At 40.7% G+C, this 21,271-nt stretch carries 24 protein-coding genes; 8 read left to right on the forward strand and 16 right to left on the reverse strand.

Going from position 1 to position 21,271, the window contains the following annotated elements; genetic code table 11:
• Positions 1-169: 169 nt before the first annotated feature.
• The 5 genes from KME09_19955 to dacB form a co-directional block, all read right to left on the reverse strand.
• The gene (locus tag KME09_19955; protein MBW4536216.1) at positions 170-505 is read right to left on the reverse strand and encodes a hypothetical protein; all 336 of its coding nucleotides are present in this window, start codon (positions 503-505) and stop codon (positions 170-172) included.
• Between the two features lie 121 nt (positions 506-626).
• Positions 627-1,238, reverse strand: a complete 612-nt coding sequence (locus KME09_19960; protein MBW4536217.1) for a chorismate lyase — start codon at positions 1,236-1,238, stop codon at positions 627-629.
• Between the two features lie 145 nt (positions 1,239-1,383).
• On the reverse strand, positions 1,384-2,154 hold the full coding sequence (locus tag KME09_19965; GenBank protein MBW4536218.1) for a pantothenate kinase: 771 nt from the start codon (positions 2,152-2,154) through the stop codon (positions 1,384-1,386).
• Positions 2,155-2,233: 79 nt separating this feature from the next.
• Complete coding sequence (locus KME09_19970; protein ID MBW4536219.1) at positions 2,234-2,809, reverse strand: hypothetical protein; 576 nt, start codon at positions 2,807-2,809, stop codon at positions 2,234-2,236.
• A 177-nt stretch (positions 2,810-2,986) separates the two neighbouring features.
• Positions 2,987-4,414, reverse strand: coding sequence for a D-alanyl-D-alanine carboxypeptidase/D-alanyl-D-alanine-endopeptidase (gene dacB / locus KME09_19975; GenBank protein ID MBW4536220.1), 1,428 nt, complete (start codon positions 4,412-4,414; stop codon positions 2,987-2,989).
• 281 nt (positions 4,415-4,695) lie between these two features.
• Here dacB and KME09_19980 point away from each other — a divergent pair, with 281 nt between their 5' ends.
• Positions 4,696-4,923: a BrnA antitoxin family protein gene (locus tag KME09_19980; protein ID MBW4536221.1), complete on the forward strand. Its 228-nt coding sequence runs from the start codon at positions 4,696-4,698 to the stop codon at positions 4,921-4,923.
• Here the strand turns inward: KME09_19980 and KME09_19985 are convergent.
• Positions 4,880-5,176: a hypothetical protein gene (locus KME09_19985; protein ID MBW4536222.1), complete on the reverse strand. Its 297-nt coding sequence runs from the start codon at positions 5,174-5,176 to the stop codon at positions 4,880-4,882. The genes KME09_19980 and KME09_19985 overlap by 44 nt on opposite strands.
• 120 nt (positions 5,177-5,296) lie before the next feature.
• On the opposite strand from KME09_19985, the gene KME09_19990 reads away from it, so the two are divergent.
• A complete protein-coding gene (locus tag KME09_19990) occupies positions 5,297-6,358 on the forward strand; it encodes an Mrp/NBP35 family ATP-binding protein (protein MBW4536223.1) in 1,062 nt (353 codons plus the stop codon).
• A 133-nt stretch (positions 6,359-6,491) separates the two neighbouring features.
• Positions 6,492-6,839 carry a cupin domain-containing protein gene (locus KME09_19995; protein ID MBW4536224.1) on the forward strand — a complete coding sequence of 116 codons (348 nt, stop codon included), beginning with the start codon at positions 6,492-6,494 and terminating at the stop codon, positions 6,837-6,839.
• Between the two features lie 37 nt (positions 6,840-6,876).
• Here the strand turns inward: KME09_19995 and fmt are convergent, their stop codons facing one another.
• The 4 genes from fmt to KME09_20015 all read right to left on the reverse strand — a co-directional run bounded on the left by fmt (position 6,877) and on the right by KME09_20015 (position 11,962).
• On the reverse strand, positions 6,877-7,878 hold the full coding sequence (gene fmt, locus KME09_20000) for a methionyl-tRNA formyltransferase (GenBank protein MBW4536225.1): 1,002 nt from the start codon (positions 7,876-7,878) through the stop codon (positions 6,877-6,879).
• A gap of 34 nt (positions 7,879-7,912) precedes the next feature.
• Positions 7,913-9,901 carry a cell wall metabolism sensor histidine kinase WalK gene (locus KME09_20005; GenBank protein MBW4536226.1) on the reverse strand — a complete coding sequence of 663 codons (1,989 nt, stop codon included), beginning with the start codon at positions 9,899-9,901 and terminating at the stop codon, positions 7,913-7,915.
• Between the two features lie 105 nt (positions 9,902-10,006).
• Positions 10,007-11,269, reverse strand: coding sequence for a phosphoribosylamine--glycine ligase (gene purD / locus KME09_20010; GenBank protein ID MBW4536227.1), 1,263 nt, complete (start codon positions 11,267-11,269; stop codon positions 10,007-10,009).
• 63 nt (positions 11,270-11,332) lie between these two features.
• Complete coding sequence (locus KME09_20015; GenBank protein MBW4536228.1) at positions 11,333-11,962, reverse strand: phosphoribosylanthranilate isomerase; 630 nt, start codon at positions 11,960-11,962, stop codon at positions 11,333-11,335.
• Positions 11,963-12,123: 161 nt separating this feature from the next.
• On the opposite strand from KME09_20015, the gene psaK reads away from it, so the two are divergent.
• On the forward strand, positions 12,124-12,396 hold the full coding sequence (gene psaK / locus KME09_20020) for a photosystem I reaction center subunit PsaK (protein ID MBW4536229.1): 273 nt from the start codon (positions 12,124-12,126) through the stop codon (positions 12,394-12,396).
• Positions 12,397-12,451: 55 nt separating this feature from the next.
• Here psaK and KME09_20025 read toward each other — a convergent pair whose 3' ends face one another.
• Positions 12,452-14,119 (reverse strand): alpha/beta hydrolase, encoded by a 1,668-nt coding sequence (locus tag KME09_20025; GenBank protein ID MBW4536230.1) that lies wholly within the window; start codon positions 14,117-14,119, stop codon positions 12,452-12,454.
• A 160-nt stretch (positions 14,120-14,279) separates the two neighbouring features.
• Here KME09_20025 and argF point away from each other — a divergent pair, with 160 nt between their 5' ends.
• A complete protein-coding gene (gene argF, locus KME09_20030) occupies positions 14,280-15,203 on the forward strand; it encodes an ornithine carbamoyltransferase (protein MBW4536231.1) in 924 nt (307 codons plus the stop codon).
• Between the two features lie 57 nt (positions 15,204-15,260).
• On the opposite strand, the gene KME09_20035 is transcribed toward argF, so the two are convergent.
• Positions 15,261-16,646 carry a transposase gene (locus KME09_20035; protein ID MBW4536232.1) on the reverse strand — a complete coding sequence of 462 codons (1,386 nt, stop codon included), beginning with the start codon at positions 16,644-16,646 and terminating at the stop codon, positions 15,261-15,263.
• A 166-nt stretch (positions 16,647-16,812) separates the two neighbouring features.
• Positions 16,813-17,244, reverse strand: coding sequence for a GFA family protein (locus KME09_20040; GenBank protein ID MBW4536233.1), 432 nt, complete (start codon positions 17,242-17,244; stop codon positions 16,813-16,815).
• Between the two features lie 135 nt (positions 17,245-17,379).
• Here KME09_20040 and KME09_20045 point away from each other — a divergent pair, with 135 nt between their 5' ends.
• Positions 17,380-17,532 (forward strand): metal-dependent hydrolase, encoded by a 153-nt coding sequence (locus tag KME09_20045; GenBank protein ID MBW4536234.1) that lies wholly within the window; start codon positions 17,380-17,382, stop codon positions 17,530-17,532.
• Positions 17,533-17,745: 213 nt separating this feature from the next.
• Positions 17,746-17,967 (forward strand): Nif11-like leader peptide family natural product precursor, encoded by a 222-nt coding sequence (locus KME09_20050; GenBank protein MBW4536235.1) that lies wholly within the window; start codon positions 17,746-17,748, stop codon positions 17,965-17,967.
• A 33-nt stretch (positions 17,968-18,000) separates the two neighbouring features.
• Here KME09_20050 and KME09_20055 read toward each other — a convergent pair whose 3' ends face one another.
• On the reverse strand, positions 18,001-18,900 hold the full coding sequence (locus KME09_20055; protein MBW4536236.1) for a DMT family transporter: 900 nt from the start codon (positions 18,898-18,900) through the stop codon (positions 18,001-18,003).
• Between the two features lie 38 nt (positions 18,901-18,938).
• On the opposite strand from KME09_20055, the gene KME09_20060 reads away from it, so the two are divergent.
• Positions 18,939-19,298: a DUF1823 family protein gene (locus tag KME09_20060; protein ID MBW4536237.1), complete on the forward strand. Its 360-nt coding sequence runs from the start codon at positions 18,939-18,941 to the stop codon at positions 19,296-19,298.
• 75 nt (positions 19,299-19,373) lie between these two features.
• Here the strand turns inward: KME09_20060 and KME09_20065 are convergent, their stop codons facing one another.
• Entirely contained in the window at positions 19,374-19,829 is a 456-nt protein-coding gene (locus tag KME09_20065) for an NUDIX hydrolase (protein MBW4536238.1), read from the reverse strand.
• 26 nt (positions 19,830-19,855) lie between these two features.
• The gene (gene argH / locus KME09_20070; GenBank protein MBW4536239.1) at positions 19,856-21,244 is read right to left on the reverse strand and encodes an argininosuccinate lyase; all 1,389 of its coding nucleotides are present in this window, start codon (positions 21,242-21,244) and stop codon (positions 19,856-19,858) included.
• Positions 21,245-21,271: the final 27 nt, after the last annotated feature.

Genomic DNA, 21,271 nt, shown 5'->3' on the forward strand with positions numbered 1-21,271 from the left:
ACCTAAGGGCAATTTTTAATCTCATCATACCCTAGCAGCGATCTCGCAGGATAGACAGAGCCTAATCGCCATTTAATTGAGCTATTGAACAATAGATAATTATCTGGCTTAAAAAAGGACTAGATGTCACTACACCATAGTCCTTTCTTGCTGAAATTGTTAATTAAATCTAGCTATTAGGTACAGTATTTACCGCAGTTGCACCTTCTACTCCCTTGGCTACCTGTTCTGCTTGAGCAAGAACACCTTCCGCGTCAGGATTATATTTTAAAACGACAGTGCTACCTGTTTGAGCAACCCATAGACCAACGGTATCGTCAATTCCAGCTTGATCTAATGCTAGAGCTACTCGTTTAGCTAAACCGCTTTCATCAAACTGACCATCTAAACCAACTTTTTCAGGGGCAATACTTTTGTCTTTTGATGCTGCTGCTACGGCAACTTTACCTGTACTTTGTGCTTTTTCTTCTTCTTTTTTACCGAATAGTTTGCTTAGAAAACCCATGTTTCAAATTCCTCTTAGTTTATCTTCAAAAGCACAATCGTGTTTTTGTACTTTGGTGAAAGTATAGAGTCCACATGTTAAAACCCAGTGAATAACTAACAAAGACTTTAGATTTATTTGCTCAGTTTTTTTGAGTCATTTGACCTAGATATTTCTGTAAAGAAGGAGAAAAGACTTCGTATATGAGGGTTAAAGGTTGGCGATCGTGCCAAAATAGATAGTGACGACCCCAAAATGGTGCTTTTTGCCCAAATGCTGTTTCTAATTCGGCACAATGACCACAATAAATTCCGCGCACATCTCGATATAGCTCTGTGTGTAAATCCGTAAGACTCCGCCATACAGGTAAAGAACGATTCTGGAGATAATCATCGACATTACTACCGTTCCACCAAGAAGCAGCATAAGCTAATCTTTGACCTGATGCAGTGCGTAGCCATACCTGTCTTCGTAATCGGGGTTCGGTGATGAATTTAATTTCTGCTGGCGCACCATCATCTTTTGTGCCAATTAAAGACATATCGATTACGTCTACTTCGGTTCTTTCTCCCGTAAGTAACTGCAACAAATGAGTTGGGGAACCATCACCTAGTAGGAGCATTTGCCAAGTGGGAGACAGCTGTTCATGGGGTAGTCCTGCTTGTATGGCTTCTTTTCCTCCCGACCAAATAGGCTTGAGGGAGTTCCAGCTAACAGGGGTAGTGTTCAGATTGAGTGGTTGAGTTGCAGTCACGTTTAGTTACAAAACTTTATTCTTATTAATAAAAGATCGTAACGTTCTTTGCGGAAAATTTCTTGCTTTAGCTAAAAAATTTTGGCGATCGTGTAGCTAGTGGACAAGCGATCGCTCAATTAAAGATAGTATTTATTAAGATTTATTACAGATTTTTTTGCGCGTAAACTAACCTAATACCCTTAAAAATCAAATGAGAATCAACTAAAGTTTTAGTAGCAAGTTCGGGAAACTGCTGGTGCAATGAACGTAAAAGTAATTCCCCATCTCCGCCTGTAAAAATTACTTGGCTACTAGGAAACTGATCTAACCAATCCAGAATATAGTCATGGATGCCTGAAATCGCCGTATATAAGATCCCGCTGGCGATCGCCATATCGGTATCTAATGCCCAACGAAGAGGTAGACGATCGGGAAGCTCTATTTCAGGTAAGGCGGCGGTTTTTTGCTTCAGGGTGACTAACTGCGATCGCAAGCCTGGTAAAATTGCGCCACCAATTAGTTTTCCCTGTTCGTCCACTCCTGTAAAAGTTAAAGCTGTTCCGCCATCAATTACAAGACAGGCTTGATGATAAGTTGCGATCGCTCCCCAAACTGTTAAAGCGCGATCGATTCCGATGGTGGGATAAAGATTAGTTAACTTGATATCTTGTAAACTAATCAAGTTTAATTGATAATAATCTTGCCAGCAATCTGTTTGATGAGTTACTACTGAAGCGAGATATACTGGAACATCAAATAAACCTTGCCTAATCAAATTAGGGGAAAAAAACAACTGCGGTAACTGCCTTGGTCTAACTGTGTTTAAGATGTGAGATGTATCCCAAGTATCGATAAGAGTATGATCTTTAAACCATCCCCAGTGCAACCTAGAATTACCAGCAGCTAATGCTAACCAATTGTATTCATTCTCCACTTAAGTTTTTAAATACTACTTAACATTTTTATCTTGACATAAAATCTTTTTTATGCATATATGTGGGTAAATTGTTTAGCTAATTAAAAAAATCTGTAATGGCTCTTTCAATTGAGCGCTCTACCCCTGTTTGTAAAGTTTCAACCATTACTCTTTCAATCATCGAGGGACGACGCTGCTGCGTTGCAGTTTGCTCTGCTTGTGCTGTTTCCTGACTCACTAGTGCTTCACCTTTAAAAGTATAACTAAGCATAGTGTTAGCATGATCTTCACTCTTAATTTTATTTTTCTTACTTCCCGTATAAAATTCTTGTCCTGGGAGTAATTTGATTTGGATTGTGCCACCTGCTTCAGAGATCATGCCTGCATGAACCGCAGTGCTACAAATTCCTGAGTTTAAGGTATAAGTATCAGTTCCCCATATAGGAGTATGAATCAAGTCTTCGGCAGCAGCTTGACAGTAAAAATGATAGATTTTACCGATGTTTTCCATTTTGTCTATGCCCATGCTGCTTAATTTACTATTCCAGCCTATTTCTGGCACTTTTTCTTCAGCGTTTTGAGCCATAACGGGTTGCCAAGAGGTTACACTAGTAGCGATCGCTAGACTAGTAACGATAAATTTTAGTTGTGAACTGATTTTAATAATTTTCATCTGCTTTTTAATTATTTGTTAAGCGATTTCTTTTCAGCCAAAATTAAATTTAGATCAATTAATTTTAATAATTATTTGTTAGCTGAAATACTAATGCAACAACACAGTATTTTAATAATTTTGTCTTAATTTTATTGATATCTTTATCTAATCCTGGGAACATTATTTCTACAGTGACTAGTGACACTGCTCAAGACGGCTTACGATCACCACTATTTCATCAATCGCTTGGCGAATTTGTTTGTTTTCTAATTCAGAATTGTTGACTAGGATACTAAAAACCAAAGTAGAGTTTGACTGAGTTTGTAGATATCCTGCTAATGCTCCCACTTCCGTCAAAGTTCCTGTTTTAGCCCAAAGATTATTTTGTACAGAAGTGTTAATAAAACGGTTTTTTAACGTCCCATCAATTCCCGCTGTAGCTAAGGAATCAAGGTAAGCTTGAGCTATTTTAGGTTCTGTTGTTTGCGACATTAGCCGTAAAATTTTCACTAGTGTTTGAGGTGTAACTAAATTTTGGCGAGATAAACCAGAAGCATCAACTAAAATATATTCATCTGGCTTAATTCCTATCTGTTTAAGACTTTGGTTAATAGCATTAATAGGTGTTTCTACCTGTAATTTTTGGGCTAATATCTTACCTAGCGCCTCCGCATATAAATTATTACTTTCTTGATTAATTTCAGTTAATATTTTTTGCAAAGGTGGAGCATAAATTGCCGTTAGTTCTGGCTCTAATAAATCTAGATTCTCTCGTTCGACTACAGTACCTCTAGTAACAGTAATACCCGAGCGCAAGAGATGAAAACGTAGTGATTCTAAGAAATATTGAGCAGGATCTACTACTGCTAAATTCCAAACATCGGGAGGTTCATTAACTGCTAACTTTCCGCGCAGCATTAATAGTGGTTGACCCAGATCTCGATCGATTTCTACGGCATATTCAAGATCTGTTCCTGTAGTAGCGTGGTTAATCACCCGCCACTGATTAGCAGCGATCGCATCATCCCAAAAGAATTTTACAGGCTGTCCAATCTGCTGGGGTAACAAAGTGAGAGTAACGGTATTCTGGTTGAGAATAGTGCTGTTAACTGCCGTGGCAAAATAACTATGAACATCTGCCCATTCCCAGCTTGGGTTAATTGTCGGTGGAGTAAAATAACTATCGTCAATAATTAAGTTTTCAATTTTTCTCACTCCTTTGAGTTGCAACTGATGTACTATATTTTTTAGGCTTTGAGTCGATATAGTGGGATCTCCTTGTCCTTTAATCCGTAGAGAGTTCAACACGGGAGGCTTTCCCTGACTATAAATTGGTGTCTTAATTCGATAATCTGCACCCAATTCTAATAACCCCGCAGCAGATACTAGTAGTTTTGCCGTCGAAGCAGGATTAAAAAACTTATCCCCATCAAGACTATATAAAGACTTCCCTGTAAGAGTTTGAATTTCAATTCCCCAACGCGATCGCACTAACTCAGGACGATTAATTATCTGTTCAATCCCTTTGGCTAAATCTTGCTGGCAAAAACGTTGTGGCTGCTTGGCTATATCTTTTTCCAGAGCGATTTTTGACTGTCCTGTTGAAGCTAAAGTTGCCGACATGATTAGGGGATTGATAGAGAATAAAGCCAATAAACTCAACCCTTGAAAGCAAGCAAAAACTAATTTCATGTACGAAAGCAAAATTTCAACTAATAAAACTCGCGCAAAGACGCGAAGGCGCAAAGATCTTATCCCAGATTTCACAGGTGTGAGCGGAGAATTTTGTATTTTAAAAGGTTGTAAAATATTGAAGAGCCTAATAAATATCAGAGTACAGGATTTTGACCATTGCGGCATCATCGCTGAAATCTGCGATGAAATAGGGCTGGAGGTAGCTATTTATGAAAGCAACAGAATTTGATGCTAAATTCGAATCTGGAGAAGAGATCACTGAGTTATTGGATCTTACCCAAGTTCAACGTCCTGGTCATCAGCAGAAACGAGTCAACGTTGATTTTCCGACATGGATGGTTAAGGCACTCGATCATGAAGCACAAAGATTGGGTGTAACTCGCCAGTCAATTATTAAGATCTGGATTGCTGAGCGACTCGAACAGTTAACTCGTTGAATAATTTTAAAGACTTCCCTGTAAGAGTTTGAATTTCAATTCCCCAACGCGATCGCGCTAAGTTAGGACGATTAATTATCTTTTCTATAGCTAAGGACAAATCTTGCTGGCAAAACCGTTTCGACTGATGAGCTACATTTGGTAAAGTTGCTCTTAATTCTCCCTGCGCCAAAGTCGCGGTGATGAAAAGAGGATTGCCCAAGAGAAAACATGACAAGCTCAGCAGCTTGAGCCAACTAAAAACTAATTGCATCTAAAGACGATTTATCAATTGTTAATTGATTAGCTTACCCTTTTGCACTGATAATTAAGTATAGGTAACAATACTAGGTTTAGATCATAAACGGCGATCGCTTTTTAGAGGATAATAATAATGTTGGATAGTAAATCAGTTTTAGAAGTATTAAGACCCGTACAAGATCCAGAGCTACAAAAGAGTCTTGTTGAACTGAATATGATTCGCAACGTCGTAGTTGATGCGGGAAAAGTTAGCTTTACTTTAGTATTAACCACTCCTTCGTGTCCCCTGCGCGAATTTATCGTCGAAGACTGTCAGACAGCAGTTAAAACCTTGCCAGGAGTAGAAACCGTCGAGGTAGAAGTTACTGCCGAAACTCCTCAGCAAAAATCCTTGCCCGATCGCACTTCTGTACCAGGAATCAAGAATATTATCGCTATCTCTAGTGGCAAAGGTGGAGTGGGAAAAAGCTCTGTAGCAGTTAATGTGGCTGTTGCTTTAGCTGCCAAAGGTTCTAAGGTTGGTTTGCTAGATGCAGATATTTATGGCCCAAATGCCCCCAATATGTTGGGCTTGTCTGATGCCAAAATTGCGGTAAAACAGGGTAAAGCTGGCGAAATACTCGAACCTGCTTTTAATCACGGCGTAAAGCTTGTTTCTATGGCATTTTTAATCGATCCAGATCAGCCTGTAATTTGGCGAGGGCCAATGCTTAACGGGATTATTCGTCAGTTTCTCTATCAGGTGGAGTGGGGGGAATTAGATTACTTAGTCGTTGATATGCCTCCTGGTACGGGAGATGCTCAGTTAACCATGGCTCAGGCTGTACCGATGGCAGGAGCGGTAATTGTGACGACACCCCAGACTGTATCCTTAATTGATGCTCGTCGTGGTTTAAAAATGTTTCAGCAGTTAGGAGTAAATCTACTGGGAATTGTCGAAAATATGAGTTATTTTATTCCCCCTGACATGCCAGAAAAAAGCTATGACTTATTTGGTTCAGGTGGTGGAGTTAGAACGGCTCAAGAGCTTGAAGTTCCCTTGCTTGGCTGTGTTCCTCTAGAAATTGCCCTCAGAGAAGGAGGTGATAACGGGGTGCCGATTGTAGTTGCCGCGCCTGAGTCTGAATCGGCTAAAGCTCTAGTGGCGATCGCGGAACAAATTGCAGCTAAAGTGTCGATCGCTGCTTTGGTCTAAAATATGTTTTGATTACTTTTAATTACTTTTTAGTTGCTTAAGTATTTTTTCTATCTATTAGTAGAAGCAAATCTCTGTGTGAAAGCTTTAAGGTGAAACATATTACAGAGCATTATCTAGCAGAAATATTTTCATGAGCGACACCAAAGTTAAAAAAGTAAACTCTAGCAGTTCACCAACGGGTGATATGGGTCAAAAGTATTTGAGCGCAGGAAAAAACCTTGCCATGCGTCTTTGGGAAAACGAACAACCAGCAGAACCAAAACCTGAAGCAGCAAGAGAATACGAAACTGTAGGCTATGTCATTAAAGGAAAAGCCGAGTTACATCTACAAGGACAGGTAGTTAAATTAGAACCTGGTGATTCCTGGATCGTGCCACAGGGAATATCCCACACCTATAAAATCATTGAAGCGTTCACCGCCATTGAGGCTACTAGTCCCCCTGCCAGAGTTGATGGTAAAGATGATTCGTCAGGCTAATTCTCGATCGGGTTCGATTAGCGATCAAGCAACGGTTTTATCCATTGGCAATCTGAGTTCCCACCGCTAAACGCATTCCGTTAACAAAGTCCCATCCAGATTGAGGACGTTTTCCTGCAAGCTGTACTTGTTTAAGCAGTAACAACCCCGAACCTGTTTGCACGATCGCACCATGGTTTTTAACGTTCTTGACTATTTCTCCTGGTTTACCTGCAAGGGAAGCTAATTCGTCATACTCTTGCTTGATACTGGCATATTCTGTGGGTAAATCATTAATTGTGTCTGGAGTAATTGGGACTGTAGCGCTAATTTTTAGTTTCTGATCGTTTAAGGTGGCGTAACAGTTAGGGAAAAAACCTCTAACTTGATTGTGAATCGCGATCGCACTTTTTGACCAATCAAGGGCAAAGTCAGCTTTATCAATTAATCGAGCATAGCTAGCCTGGTTCTGATCTTGAGGCGTGGGAGTTATAGCTTGTTGTTCTAGTTTAAATAAAGTTTCTAACAGCAAGTCTGCACCCTGATTAGCTAGGGTAATCGCTAAATCGTGAACATTATCGAGTAAGTTAATCTCTGTTTCAGCTTTAAGCAGCATATCTCCCGTATCCATGCCAACATCCATCAACATTGTCGTAATTCCGGTAGTGCGATCGCCATTTACAATGCTCCACTGTATTGGTGCAGCACCACGATATTTCGGTAACAGAGAACCATGAACGTTGACACAGCCAAGCTTAGGCAGCTTAAGTATCTCCCCAGATAAAATCTGTCCATAGGCAACAACGACAAAAGCATCCGCCTCCGTAGCCACAAGATTACGGATAGTTTCCCGATCTTTTTTAATTCTTTTAGGTTGCCATACAGGTAAATGATGCTCTAGCGCCACCTGTTTAACAGCGGAAGGCTGGGTTTTATTACCGCGTCCCCTTCTTTTGTCAGGCTGTGTCACCACACCTAGCACCTCAATTGTCGAGTCTGACAGCAGCTTATTCAAAGTAGGAACAGCAAATTGCGGAGTACCAAAAAAAACAATTTTCATACATTAATACCCATTACCCATTACCCATTACCTATTACCCATTACCATTACTCATTACCTCTACAGGCTGTTCAACTTCTGCTTGATAAATAGGCAGTTCAAACCAAAAACTAGTTCCTACCCCTACTTCACTATCGATATAAACTCTACTATTATGTTTTTCAATAATGTTGCGCACAATAGAAAGACCTAATCCCGTACCTTCGAGGGTATGAACTCGATTCTCGACGCGGAAAAAGCGTTCAAAGATAGCTTCTTTATCTTCGGCTGAAATACCGATTCCCGTATCGACTATTTCAATTTTGACGGCAGATTGATTTAAAGTATTTGATTCTGCTTTAGTTTGATAAGCACGAACCGTTACTTTTCCTCCTGCATTAGTAAACTTGAGACTATTACCAACTAAATTAGTCAATACTTGTAGCAGCAAATCATAATTACCCAAGACAGGAGGAAGATCGTTTTCGATTTCTTGATATAGTTCAATCCCCTTATCCTTGGCGTTTAACTGACAAGTCCTTAAAGTCTGTTCTATAGGTTGGCTGAGATAAACTTCGCTCAGATCGTAAGCGCGAGATGACTCTAGACGAGATAAGTCTAAAACGTCATTAACCAAACGAGTTAAGCGATCTGTTTCATGGTTGGCAGTGTCTAAAAACTCTCGGCGTTGTACATGAGTTAGATCTTCACCATATTCGGAGAGGGTTTCAATAAAAGATTTGATATTAAATAGAGGCGTTCTTAATTCGTGGGAAACATTACTAATAAACTGACTTTTAGCTTCGTTTAATTCCACCTCACGAGTAATATCCTGAACCGTCATGGCAATACCTTTGATGTTCGTGTTACCACCGTCTAAAACTCGGCTTAATAATACGCGGATTGTTCTGGGGACAGGTTTTTGCAGGGTAATCCGAAATTCATCGCGATCGCTTACATGGTCTAGATGATGTTGTTCGATCTGGTCTCCAGAATCTTCTTTGGCAGCCTCAATTTTTCTCTCAATCATTTGATACAGAGGCTTGGTTAACTTAGTGGTTAACTCGGAGGGAAGGCGATGCAGAATATTATCACCGATCGCATTTTCTCCCCAACCAAAGATACTTTTAGCCGTGGGATTGACCAAAATAATGTGCATTTCAGGGTCAATTAGCACTGCGCCATCGGCAATAGTCGAAACCAGAGTTTCTAACTTGGCTTTTTCTGAAGTTAGTTCTTCAACATTTTGTTCGTTATAGTTTTCCAGCTTTTCCGCCATCAAATTAAAGCTAGAAATTAATTCTCCTAATTCTCCTCTGAGGGGTAGATCGATTCTCTGCTTAAAGTTTTTCGCTGCAATGTTTTTGACCCCCACTAAAAGCTCTTTAATCGGTCTGGTGATCATCAAAGCATTAAATACGTTACCCAAGATGACCATTGCCCAAATGGTAATAAATACGGCAATAGTTACATCCCGCGTCAGATTAGAAGACGCTACAATCGTCGGATTGGGATTGATGCCGACTGCCAATACTCCTAAATACTCTCCATTGTGACTCAAAGGCACAAATACATCCGTTACCTGACCATTAGGAGTCTGATGCTGACGGATGAAAGGAAGATCGCTATTTTGGGCATAGTCTTCTGGCAGGGAAATACGGCGTTCGATAGTTAGAGCATTCTGAATTTCTGCTTGAGAATAGGGAATGCCAAAAAAGATATTGCCCGATTGATCGGCATAGATAATGTAGCGAATACTTGAGGTGCTGCGATAAAAACGAGTCGAGAAATCAGCTAATCCTTGAAGATTATCTTCTGCCACTAAAGGCGCAGCATTAGAAGCAATTAAGATGCTTAGGTCACTACCAAAACGAGTATCGTTGATATTAGATTGCAGTTGAATCGTGTTTACTGCCCAAAAGGTTAAACTACTCATAATCAAGGAAACAACCAAGGTGGCAGCAGCCATCAGCTTAGTCTGGAGAGTAAACTCAGACCACCAGAGGGCAATAATTTCTTTGATTTTGGTAATAAAAGTTAACAAGGGATTTGGTAGTGATAATAAATGTTAAGTTACTTGAATTATAGTTTACCAATTGTGAAACAAAATGATGATTAAGTATTATGATTCGTGCTTTTTCACCAACGACTATGATCTGTACCTGTGTCCGATATCCCGACGGTAATACATAGCATCAAACTCGATCGATTCTAACGCAGCATAGGCGATCGCCACTGCCTCGGCAAAAGTATCTCCCACCCCAGTAATTCCCAGCACTCTACCGCCGTCGGTCACTATTTCTGCTTGCTCCAGTTTAGTTCCTGCCTGAAAGACGATCGCTCCTTGTTGTTCGGCTTGTGGGATGCCAGCGATCGCTTTACCCTTTTGATAAGCATCGGGATAACCACCAGAAGCAGCGACAACACAGACTGCGCTGCCAGATTTCCATTGTAGAGGGGGCAGTTGTGCTAGTTTTTGTTCCACACAGGCGAGGAGAATTTCATCGAGAGGAGTATCTAATAAAGGTAAAACCACCTGGGTTTCAGGATCGCCAAAACGACAGTTAAATTCAATTACTTTTGGTTCACCAGCAGGGGTAATCATTAAACCTGCATATAGTACACCACGATAATCAATTCCTTGTTGCTGAAGAGCTGCTAAGGTTGGCTGCAATATCTCTTGTTCAATTCTCCAGCTCAATTCCTGCGTCACTAAAGGCACGGGAGAATATGCTCCCATCCCCCCTGTATTCTTGCCTGTATCTCCTTCGCCGATGCGTTTATGATCTTGGGCGGGAGATAGGGAACGAATGGTTAAACCATCAGTGACGGCTAACACCGATACTTCCGAACCTGTTAAAAATTCCTCAATTACTAATTTACCTGAGTTGTCACCTAGTAACTCCACTACTGCGACGATCGCTTCTTCCTTATTCATCGCCACGATCACTCCTTTCCCCGCAGCCAAACCATCAGCTTTGACCACAATAGGCGCACCAACTTGCTCAATATAAACTTTAGCTGCCTCTGCATCAGTAAAGGTTTGAGATTTAGCCGTGGGTATGTTTGCCTGGGTCATAATCTCTTTTGCCCAAGACTTACTCGACTCAATTTTTGCCCCTGACTGAGTTGGCCCAAAAACAGCAATCTGACGTTCTCTCAAATAATCGACAATGCCCAAAGACAAGGGTACTTCAGGCCCGACCACAACTAGAGCAATCTGGTATTCTGCCACTGCTTGAGCAATACCCGCAAAATCATCCACGGCGATCGCTAAGTTGAGACAATTATTCATCGTCGCTGTACCACCATTGCCAGGAGTACAAATAACTTGTTCTACGTTAGCCGACTGTAGTAATGTCCAAGCTAGAGCGTGTTCTCTACCACCGTTACCGACTACTAGTACTTTCATAATTGAAGCTCATTACTTTGCAAGGCTGTAATTATCCCACGACTCATAATTAAAAAATCGAAATTAATTATTAATTGCCTCAAATAATTGAGCCACTTTAGCTAAATCTTTATCCCCAGGCGATCGCTCGACACCGCTAGAAAGATCGATCCCATCAGGCTGTAAACGAGATAAAGCCTCGCTAATATTATCGGGAGTTAATCCCCCCGCTAGTAGCCAAGGAATAGCTGGTTTAAACTGAAGCAAATCTTGCCAATCAATAGTGTGACCTGTCCCGCCGAGCATTTGAGGATGATAAGCATCAAGCAACAAAGTATCTACACAATCTAGATAAGCAGAGGTTTCGCCTAAAGATGCTGCCGACTTGAGCCGAAAGGCTTTAATTAACTCAATTTCTGGTCTAATTGCCTGACGTAGTTGCCGACAAAACTCGGGAGATTCTGTGCCATGTAGCTGAACAGCCGATAAATGAGCCTGTTGGACTACTGAAATAATTTCGGTTACACCATGATTAGCAAAGACACCGATTTTAACTGTTTCACTTGGTAGTGTATCGGCGATCGCCCTCAAGCGATCGGCACTTACATATCGGGGAGATTCTGGGACACAGATAAAACCAATACTGTCTGCTCCCAGTTCAACAATTGCTTTACCCTGCTCAATCTGGGTAATTCCGCATATTTTAACTCGCATTGGTTCTATAGCTGATTAATTAGAGAATTTGGTTGTAAAAGTTTGTCTTACTGTTAATTATTTAAAAGAAACATCGTTTTGTACAGAGAGATTTTTATAATTCCTATAAACAAAAAATAGCCGAAAGAAATATTTAATCAGCAAGGGAAACTAAATTTATGATGATATCTAACTTGATTTTGGCAGTTCAGCACGCGCCTTCAACTATTGAGTGGAATCCTTCTGTGGCTTTAGTAATGATTATGTCAAACTTATTTTGTATAGCTATTGGTCGCTATGCGATTCAAAATTCTGGACAAGGGCCAAGTTTACCCGTGCCTAAGCCTGAAGTATGGGATAAATTTGGTCTGCCTGAGTTACTAGCAACCACCAGTTTAGGTCACATACTAGGAGCAGGGATTATTTTAGGTTTGGGCAATGCGGGAGTTCTTTAGCAATCAGTAATGAGTAATGAGTAATGAGTAACGAGTAACGAGCCTTAATCAGTAATTATTCCTGTTCCTCTTCCTGAGATTTTAGTTTTAAAAGATCGGGGTTTAAAGATTCAATTAATCTGAGGGGAAATTTTTTTCTACTCATAACCGCTCCATATTCGGCATTGAGATAGTTTCCATAGGCTTCTTGGTGAGTAATGTATTCGCCAAAGAAAGCTAAACTAAGCTGTCGGACATAATCACGAGCAATTTTGGGGCTAGGTCCGATCGCTTTGGTGGGAACGGGAATACTGCCAGCAGACTCCTCAAGAGTAGAAAAATGAGTGCCACCTTTTAACAGCACGAGATATTTCTCACGAGTTGTTAACCAAGTAAAAGGAATAATTTGCTCAGGCAAAGCTGGGGTAACGGGATCTGAACTACCAGAAATTAGCATCACAGGCAGCTTAATTTTACTCAAACTTTCTTTGCCAAAAATAGAACTAACTAAAGGGTTAATAGCAATTACCGCTTTAATTCTCTCGTCTTGAAGCTCTTCTTTATTGACAACCAAAGGAATTTGTAGTGCTAAGCATTGAATGAGCCAAGATAAATTCCAAGAGGTTTCTAGATTAGGACAATCATAGTTGAGAGAATTCCAGTTAATCTCTGCTCCTGCTAATGCCAAAGCAGTATATCCACCAAAGGATTGCCCGATCACACCAACGTTATCAACATCAATTTGATTACTAAAGTTATCAGCAATTCGGTCGAGTAAAAATTTGATATCCAACGGACGATCGATTAGTTCTTGAGGAGGAGTTACATCACTTTCTAAACCATTTAACAAAGCTGCAATTTGCTTGGCGCTACTGCCAGGATGTTCGGGAACCGCCACGGCAAATCCGTGAGAAGCCAGATGTTTGGCTAAATAGGCGAAGGTGGTTAGATCGCTACCTAAACCGTGGGAAATGACGATTAAGGGTAACTTTTGCTTACCTGGGATTTTTGGTAAATATAGATCGACAGGAAAAGTGCGATCGCGACGGATATCGTTCATGCTCAGCCTCTGCTGGCGATAGGAATAGCCTCCAGGATTTAATAAGTTGAGATTTCTTTCTTCGGGTACAACTGTAGTCAGATCTTGGCGTTCTTTAATTACCTGTTGTTCTACTGCTGCTACGGAGAGAGCATTGCTTTGGACTACTTTACTTAAATCTTTAAAGGTTTCCAATCCTTGTCGAGAATCAATCCGCAGTGTCTGGGTCGGAAACTTTTTGATTACATTTAGCGGAGTTAACCCGCCATCCCGATCGGCTGCTGCCAAAATTAATGCCGAACGCAGCGCATAAAAACCTGGTTGACGAGCCTTAGTTTTAAAGACTTGTGACATACGCTCAAGTATTTTCTCGCCCTGAAATGAATAGAGAAACTGGGCGATCGCTAAATGACTAAAATCAGCACTGCTAGTTAGACCAACCTTAAACTCTGCTAACTGTTCGGGAGTCAGAAAATCAGTATAACTTTTTAATTTAGGATCGATTATACCCGTTTTAGCATAGGTTTCCAGGGAATCAACCGAGACAGAAAACTCTAGCACTCCATAATTTAAAATAATATTTTCTGCTGCGATCGCTTTTTTGTCTAAATATGTTTCTAAAGCGAGACAACATCCAAGCTGCAACACTCCTACAGCTAGATAAGAGGAAATTTTACCGTTGAAAAAAGCTGTAGGATTCTTCATGGAATTTGCGAGGGAAACAGTCAAACTATTCCAGTTGTAACATTTTCTCTCAGCCTAATTTAATCTCATGAATTAATGATTAAGCATTGATTGTAGTCTACCTTTGGTTTTAAAATTAACTCTTCGCTTATGCTTCCACTCACTATTAATACTTGGCAATATGAAACAGCTTAAAGGAAGAGACTTGCTTGGCACTGCCGATCTTAATCCAGCGGAAATTATCGGCTTATTAAAACTTGCTCGTCAGCTTAAAAGCCATGAAGTAGAACTTAAATGCAATAAAGTTCTCGGTTTACTGTTTTATAAAGCCTCAACTCGTACCAGAGTTTCTTTTACCGTGGCAATGTATAAGCTGGGAGGACAGGTAATCGATCTCAATCCGAGTGTGACCCAAGTTGGTCGTGGTGAACCAATTGAAGATACTGCCAGAGTTCTAGACCGCTACCTCGATATTTTGGCAATTCGCACCTTTGCTCAAGCAGATCTAGAAACTTTTGCTAACTATGCTCAAATCCCTATAATTAACGCCCTCACAGATTTAGAGCATCCCTGTCAGATTTTGGCAGATTTAATGACGGTTCAAGAATGTTTTGGCTCACTAGAGGGTAAGACGCTAACCTATTTAGGAGACGGCAATAACATGGCTAACTCTCTACTATTGGGTGGCGCATTAACTGGTTTAAATGTCAGAATTGCTGCTCCTCAAGGATATGAACCCGACCCCAAAATTGTTCAACAGGCGCAAAAAATTGCTGGAGATAGGTCAGAGATTATAGTTACTCAAGATGCGATCGCCGCTGTAGAAGATGCTCAGGTGGTCTATACCGATGTCTGGGCAAGCATGGGACAAGAAGACCTCGCCGACCAAAGAATACCCGTCTTTCAGCCCTATCAAGTCAATTCACAGCTATTGTCACACGCCGACCCCGAAGCGATTATCCTGCATTGTTTACCTGCTCACCGAGGGGAAGAGATTACCGCTGAAGCCATAGAAAGCGATCGCTCTTGGGTTTGGGAACAAGCCGAAAATAGGATGCACGCCCAGCAAGCATTAATGGCAAGTTTATTAGGATTAATTTATTGACATCTCCTATGGTTGAAACGCATAGGATTCTAAAATGATATTACGAAACAGGCTGTCCTAAAGGATTAGCTTCGCGTCAAGCCGTGTTTCTCCATTTTTACGATACGATCTACGCATTAAGTGTAAATGATATCGCTTGGGCAGTGTCAAAGCTGCCTTACCCACCTCGGCTAAAGAAATCCCTAGCTGTATGGCTACTTTTCTTAAAATCGAACCAGCACCATTAAGATCTGCATTAATCACAATTCCCTTGGCTGAACGATACAAGCCTCGTTTCACTCTTCTGCCTGAAAACTTATACCCCTTGGGTTTTTCACCATATTTCGGTACAAGATCATTGTCGAGAAAACTTGATTTAGAGCTATATGCTTCTTCAGTTTCGGTAAAAATAATCCCTACTGATTCAGCTAGTTCCTTGATTCGATTTTTTAACTTAGAAGTGGGGATAGGCACAAAATTTTGATTATTTTGCTTGCCTAGATTGGCATTAGTTTTGATACCCTGTCCCCAGCCAAAAACAATATTGCCAATGCCGTATTGAAGACAGTAGTTAATTACAAATCTAGCAGCTTTATTAACGGCATCGCGCATTTGGCAGTTACGTTTGTGCGTAAGCTCAGCTAGATAATCATCCCAGTATTTAGCCGACTTACCCTTTTTATGCAGCGCGACAGCTTTGTTATAGCGTTGATTAATTGATTTAATTTTCCTCCCGCAAACAATAAAACTTTTACCTTTGGATGAGAGTACAGATAGCCAGTTAGTCAAACCAGGGTCGATACTAATGCCTTGAGAATAATCTAAACCTGTTGCTTTTTGAGTCTCGACTTTGTAAACATATTCAGCCCATAGCTGATTATTACTAGGCACTATTCGCACTTCAGATAGTTGTTCAGATTTGAACTCAACTCCACCATTGATGCTTAATACTGGGTTAAACAACTCTGGCTTATTTTCCTTCGCCGTCGCTAACCTGCACTGTCCAGTTATATTGTCATAAGTCAAAGCTTGGGCAGGAAAAGCAACTTGATACAATCCGCCTGAAGTTCGGTAATAAGGAATTCTTGGTTTGTGATTTAACTCCCCACTCCACCAGCATCTAATTAGTTTGTTATAGCTAGTTATTCCTTCCACTACCGACTTAATAGTTTGCTGCGCTTGTTGACCACCTAAAGCAACATAATGCTTATTGTCCTTAAACTGTTTGCACAAGTCTGCATAACTAGCTTTGACGAGTTGATCTTGAAAAGCGGTTCTAAATAGATTGTCTTTATCGAAATACTCATAAGTTGGACAGCTAGCAAAATGAGACTGTCGTACGAACCATAGAACGCAGTTGTATAAGCTGTTTGAATGATGACACTGCCACAGGAGATAATCTTTTAGCTCGTCGTCAATCTTGCCAGTTAGCAGTATTTTTTGGGTTCGATAGTTTATAGCCATTCTGTATTGTTATAAAAATGAAAATCTTGTCCGCTATAACTGTCAACAGCTTGGATTGAATCAAATTGGATTTCATAAAACAATCCCAGATCTAAAACTGTCGTATTACAAGTTTCTTTTAGCTCACTCCAATCTAAATAAAACAACGAATTAAACGTTAAAGTTATTAGTTTTTTGATGTCGCGGCGAACTGTGCAAATAACTCTGCCCCTGTCATGTTCTTAGTTTCATTGGCAAAAGAGTAATATTCAGGTTTCTCGTCGATAAAAACCTGATGCTCTAGAACAAAATAGGATTCATTATTAAAAATCCCTGCTGGTATGTAATATTGATTATTTTGTTTGAACCGATAAAATAAATGGCTACCGCATTGGTTACAGAATCCTCGTTCCGCCCATTCTGAAGATTGATAAATCCCGATATTTTCTTTACCAGAGAAACTAACATCACTGCTACATTCAACTGCCATCAAAGCTGCACCACCCCATTTACGACACATATTACAATGACAAGCTGCAACGTGAGGGTTCATGGTGGTTGTAGAAAGGCTTACCGCTCCACACAAGCAGCTACCTTTGGCAACACTTAGTTCAGACATATTTCTTTTTCCTTCGGGGTATCTGTTCTATTGATTTTGCTGAGTTCTTTATACCGCTAGTGAGTCGAATTACTGACAGTTCGCAACAATAATTTAAGACTGGTAATTGACCACCGATAACCATGAATACCGCTTATGATGTCAATTACGCATTCCGCGATCGCCCTATCGGGAACTCCCCTAATCCTCGGCACTACCAACCCTCTAGCCTTGGGTTTAGCCGTCATTGGTTCGCAACTTCCCGATCTGGACACTACAACTTCAACCATTAGCTTGCACTTTCGTTGAGTGTAAAATCTGTTTTCCGATTAGTAGTTGGAAGTTGAATTATTGTGAGTTGGAGAGAGCGATCGCTTTATTGAAGGAGCAGCATGTAGTTGGGAGTGTGGAGGTTAAGATTTTGCGATCATGAATATTCAATGTAGAGCATTTAAGATGGTCTATTATAAGTCTTATCAGCAAGTTCGCAATACCTGCATAGCGAGAATAGGAGTGAAAAATATGGCTTTAGATCAACTCGAAGCATTTTTAAAGAAAATGCAGTCTGAACCTGCACTTAAAAATGAGGTGCTTGCTTCATCAACAGCAGATGAAGTTGCACAAATAGCACTCTTGCTTGGTTTTGAATTTTCAGGTGATGAATTATTGAGAATGTCAGGTAAGAAAGTTGGCAGGGTTACTGTTAAAAAAAAGGATCTTCCTGGAGAGTACTGGGGGAATTAAGCGATCGCCGTACATTTTTCATACAGCCCTTCTTCAGGCTGATTGTTTGATAAATACTCCTATTCCCCCTAAAATTATGCAACCTCCTAGTAAGAGATTAATTGAGGGAACTTCCCCAAAGACGATCGCTCCAACTAAACTAGCGATTACTGGCTCAAACAATAAACTCAGACTAATGACAGTCGGCGAAATCCAGCGCATTGACCAGTTAAGACTAGTATGACCGATAATTTGAGACATTAGCGCCATCAAGCATACATATAGATAAACTTTACCCTGATAACCGAGGTAACTAACCTTAAATAAAAACGGCAGTGGAAACAAACATAGTGCAGCCGTAAAATAAGCGATCGCCACATAGCTACCCGTATCTAAACCCCTGCGCTGCGCCTGAGAACCAAAGATCATATATAAACTAGACATCACTGCACCGATTAAAGCCAGCACGTCACCCAAAATTGGATTACTATAGCTACCGTCAATATTGCTATCAGCGATCGCCATGATCGCCCCACCAAACAAGGCAATGCCAATACCGATTATGCCCTGTAGACTTAACTTTTCTCCATACCACCACCAAGAGAACAACCCTACCCAAATCGGATTAGTTGTCACCAACACCGTAGAAGCAGCGATGGAAGTATAAGCCAAAGAAGTAATCCAGGTGGCAAAATGAATTGCTAAACATAACCCTGCGGCGATCGCATAATAATAAGCAGCGGATTTTGCTCGATCTAACTTTAGATTCTTCCAGGTAGGTAATAAAATTATCGTAGCCAAGATCATCCGAGAAGCTGCTAAAAATAAACTAAAACCCACCTGGTTATCGACCATAACAGTATCAACCGCCAAGCGAACCCAGATTGCAGCTAGAGAGACTCCAATAATGCTAATTACGACCACTAGCAAGATTTGCAATCGAGCAGGCTTAATCATTAAACATCGATTCCATAAATAAATATCTTAGATTTATGTCTAACTTACCTCCATTAAATACTGAAACAATCTGGTCTATTCTCAACGAAGAAATCGCCGATACGATTGTTAATCAGCTAGTCTGGCATTATCTGGGCTACCGTTACGATGAAATTAATCAAACTTGGGATCTAACAGGAGTAGTCGATGACTGGGGCGAACAATATCCCGAACCACCAGACTTTATTGCCAACCGTCCTCCAACTGTTAAGCTGACTCGTTCTATTCCCCCAGAGAATAAACAATTACTGAAAGACAAACTAGGATTTAAAGGCTATAAATTGGGCGAATTTGGCCCCAGACAAACCCGTCGCGCCACCGCTGCTAACTGGCTTTTAAACTATCTAGAAACATAGGTAGAGGCTAACTACCTACTACCCACTACCTACTACCTACTACCTATTTCCTATTTCCTATTTCCTACTTCCTAACTAGGCGATCGCCACTCGATCGTTTAGGTAATCTTGTAACTGTCGATCGTGGTCATGACAGAGATCTCCTAAAGGTAAATCCTTGCGTTCAAAAGCCTTTACTTGTAATACTTCTAGCTTATCTTCAGCTTCTAATTCTCCCTCGGCTTCCACCTCTAATAAAATTGAGATTGAATGTAAACGAGGATCGCGCTTAGGGTCGGAATATATTCCCCGCAAACTTTTGATTTTGAGCAGTTTCAAGCCTGTTTCTTCTTTTAATTCTCTGCTGGCAGCATGAGGGATATCTTCTCCCCAATCAACCATTCCCCCAGGCAAACCCCACTGACCTGAATCACGACGCTGAATCATCACAATGCGACCATCAGGCAAAACAGGAATAATTGTCGTACCCGTAACAGGATGACGGAAGATAATACCAAGTACCGTAGAAATAAATCGCCAAGAACGACCCATAGGAAAAGAGATTAAGTATGTAATGTTTAATTGAGATTTAATTGAGACTTTGCTCGTTCGATTGCTTGGCTCACTTGAACTAGTCCTGTTCCACCATAACTATTGCGAGCCGAAACCACCTGTTTTGGGGCGATCGCTTCATAGATATCGGCTTCAAAGGCGGGATGCAGTTGTTGCCATTCTTCTAGAGTCAGATCTTTCAGCAGTTTTCCAGCAGCGATACTGGTTTTTACCACCTTACCCACCAAATTATAAGCCTCACGAAAAGGAACGTCTTTAGATGCTAAATAATCGGCAACATCGGTGGCGTTGGAAAAGTCTTCAGCAACAGCCTCTGCTAGTCTTTGGGTTTTGAACTCAATTCCTTCATTGAGCAAAATAGTCATCGCTTCCAGACAGGCTTTAACAGTTTTCACTGCATCAAAAACTCCTTCTTTATCTTCCTGAAGATCCTTATTGTATGCCAAAGGTAAACCTTTCATAATTACCAGCAAAGCCTGGAGATGACCAAATACACGACCTGTTTTCCCCCGTACTAATTCTGGAATATCAGGGTTTTTTTTCTGGGGCATAATGCTTGAACCCGTAGCACAGGTGTCTTTGAGGGTAATAAAACTAAACTCTTGGGATGCCCAAAGAATCATCTCTTCACTGAGGCGACTTAAATGCACCATGATCAGACTGGCAGCACAAAGAAATTCGATCGCAAAATCGCGATCGCTAACTCCATCTAAACTGTTTTCGTAGATACGGTCAAAGCCTAATAAATCTGCCGTATACTGTCGATCGATGGGAAAAGTCGTTCCCGCTAAAGCACCACAGCCTAAAGGGGAAATATTCGTCCGCTTGAAAACATCTTCTAACCTTTCCCAGTCTCGTTGGGTCATCTGGAAATATGCCAAGAGATGATGAGCTAGACTGATTGGTTGCGCTCTTTGGAGATGAGTATAGCCAGGAATTAGGGTTTCCAAGTGCTGCTCGCTGTGATTGAGTAATGCTGCTTGAAACTGCCGTAAATACTGCTGAATTTCTCTGATTTCAGCTCTGAGATATAGCCTAATATCAGTTCCTACTTGATCGTTACGCGATCGCGCTGTATGCAATTTTTTACCTGCATCACCGACAATTTCAATTAATCTTCTTTCTACAGCAAAATGAACGTCTTCAGCCTCTACCCCAGGGTTAAAGTTACCCGATTGATATTCCTGGCGAATTTGTTCTAAGCCTGCTACCAGCTGTTGGGCTTCTTCATCGGTAATAATTTTGGTTTGAGCAAGCATTTTGGCATGGGCAATTGAACCAGTTAAATCATATTCAATTAATTCAAGATCGAAACCAATACTGGCATTAAAAATAGCGATCGCTGGATTTAGAGCCGATTCAAAGCGATCGCTCCAGGTTTTTTGCTTGCTCACAATATAAAATCAACAATTATTACGACT

The organism is Pleurocapsa minor HA4230-MV1 (assembly GCA_019359095.1).
In the GTDB taxonomy this organism is placed as follows: Bacteria; Cyanobacteriota; Cyanobacteriia; order Cyanobacteriales; family Xenococcaceae; genus Waterburya; species Waterburya minor.

Coding starts and splice junctions, on each gene's coding strand:
- KME09_20035 (MBW4536232.1), bottom strand. CDS start 16,646: ATGGCTATAAACTATCGAACCCAAAAAATACTGCTAACTGGCAAGATT.
- KME09_19955 (MBW4536216.1), bottom strand. CDS start 505: ATGGGTTTTCTAAGCAAACTATTCGGTAAAAAAGAAGAAGAAAAAGCA.
- KME09_20015 (MBW4536228.1), bottom strand. CDS start 11,962: ATGCGAGTTAAAATATGCGGAATTACCCAGATTGAGCAGGGTAAAGCA.
- KME09_20060 (MBW4536237.1), top strand. CDS start 18,939: ATGTCTAACTTACCTCCATTAAATACTGAAACAATCTGGTCTATTCTC.
- dacB (MBW4536220.1), bottom strand. CDS start 4,414: ATGTCGGCAACTTTAGCTTCAACAGGACAGTCAAAAATCGCTCTGGAA.
- KME09_20040 (MBW4536233.1), bottom strand. CDS start 17,244: ATGTCTGAACTAAGTGTTGCCAAAGGTAGCTGCTTGTGTGGAGCGGTA.
- KME09_19995 (MBW4536224.1), top strand. CDS start 6,492: ATGAGCGACACCAAAGTTAAAAAAGTAAACTCTAGCAGTTCACCAACG.
- KME09_19985 (MBW4536222.1), bottom strand. CDS start 5,176: ATGCAATTAGTTTTTAGTTGGCTCAAGCTGCTGAGCTTGTCATGTTTT.
- argF (MBW4536231.1), top strand. CDS start 14,280: ATGAAACAGCTTAAAGGAAGAGACTTGCTTGGCACTGCCGATCTTAAT.
- KME09_20050 (MBW4536235.1), top strand. CDS start 17,746: ATGGCTTTAGATCAACTCGAAGCATTTTTAAAGAAAATGCAGTCTGAA.
- psaK (MBW4536229.1), top strand. CDS start 12,124: ATGATATCTAACTTGATTTTGGCAGTTCAGCACGCGCCTTCAACTATT.
- KME09_19990 (MBW4536223.1), top strand. CDS start 5,297: ATGTTGGATAGTAAATCAGTTTTAGAAGTATTAAGACCCGTACAAGAT.
- KME09_20065 (MBW4536238.1), bottom strand. CDS start 19,829: ATGGGTCGTTCTTGGCGATTTATTTCTACGGTACTTGGTATTATCTTC.
- KME09_19970 (MBW4536219.1), bottom strand. CDS start 2,809: ATGAAAATTATTAAAATCAGTTCACAACTAAAATTTATCGTTACTAGT.
- KME09_20025 (MBW4536230.1), bottom strand. CDS start 14,119: ATGAAGAATCCTACAGCTTTTTTCAACGGTAAAATTTCCTCTTATCTA.
- KME09_20045 (MBW4536234.1), top strand. CDS start 17,380: ATGATGTCAATTACGCATTCCGCGATCGCCCTATCGGGAACTCCCCTA.
- KME09_19980 (MBW4536221.1), top strand. CDS start 4,696: ATGAAAGCAACAGAATTTGATGCTAAATTCGAATCTGGAGAAGAGATC.
- fmt (MBW4536225.1), bottom strand. CDS start 7,878: ATGAAAATTGTTTTTTTTGGTACTCCGCAATTTGCTGTTCCTACTTTG.
- purD (MBW4536227.1), bottom strand. CDS start 11,269: ATGAAAGTACTAGTAGTCGGTAACGGTGGTAGAGAACACGCTCTAGCT.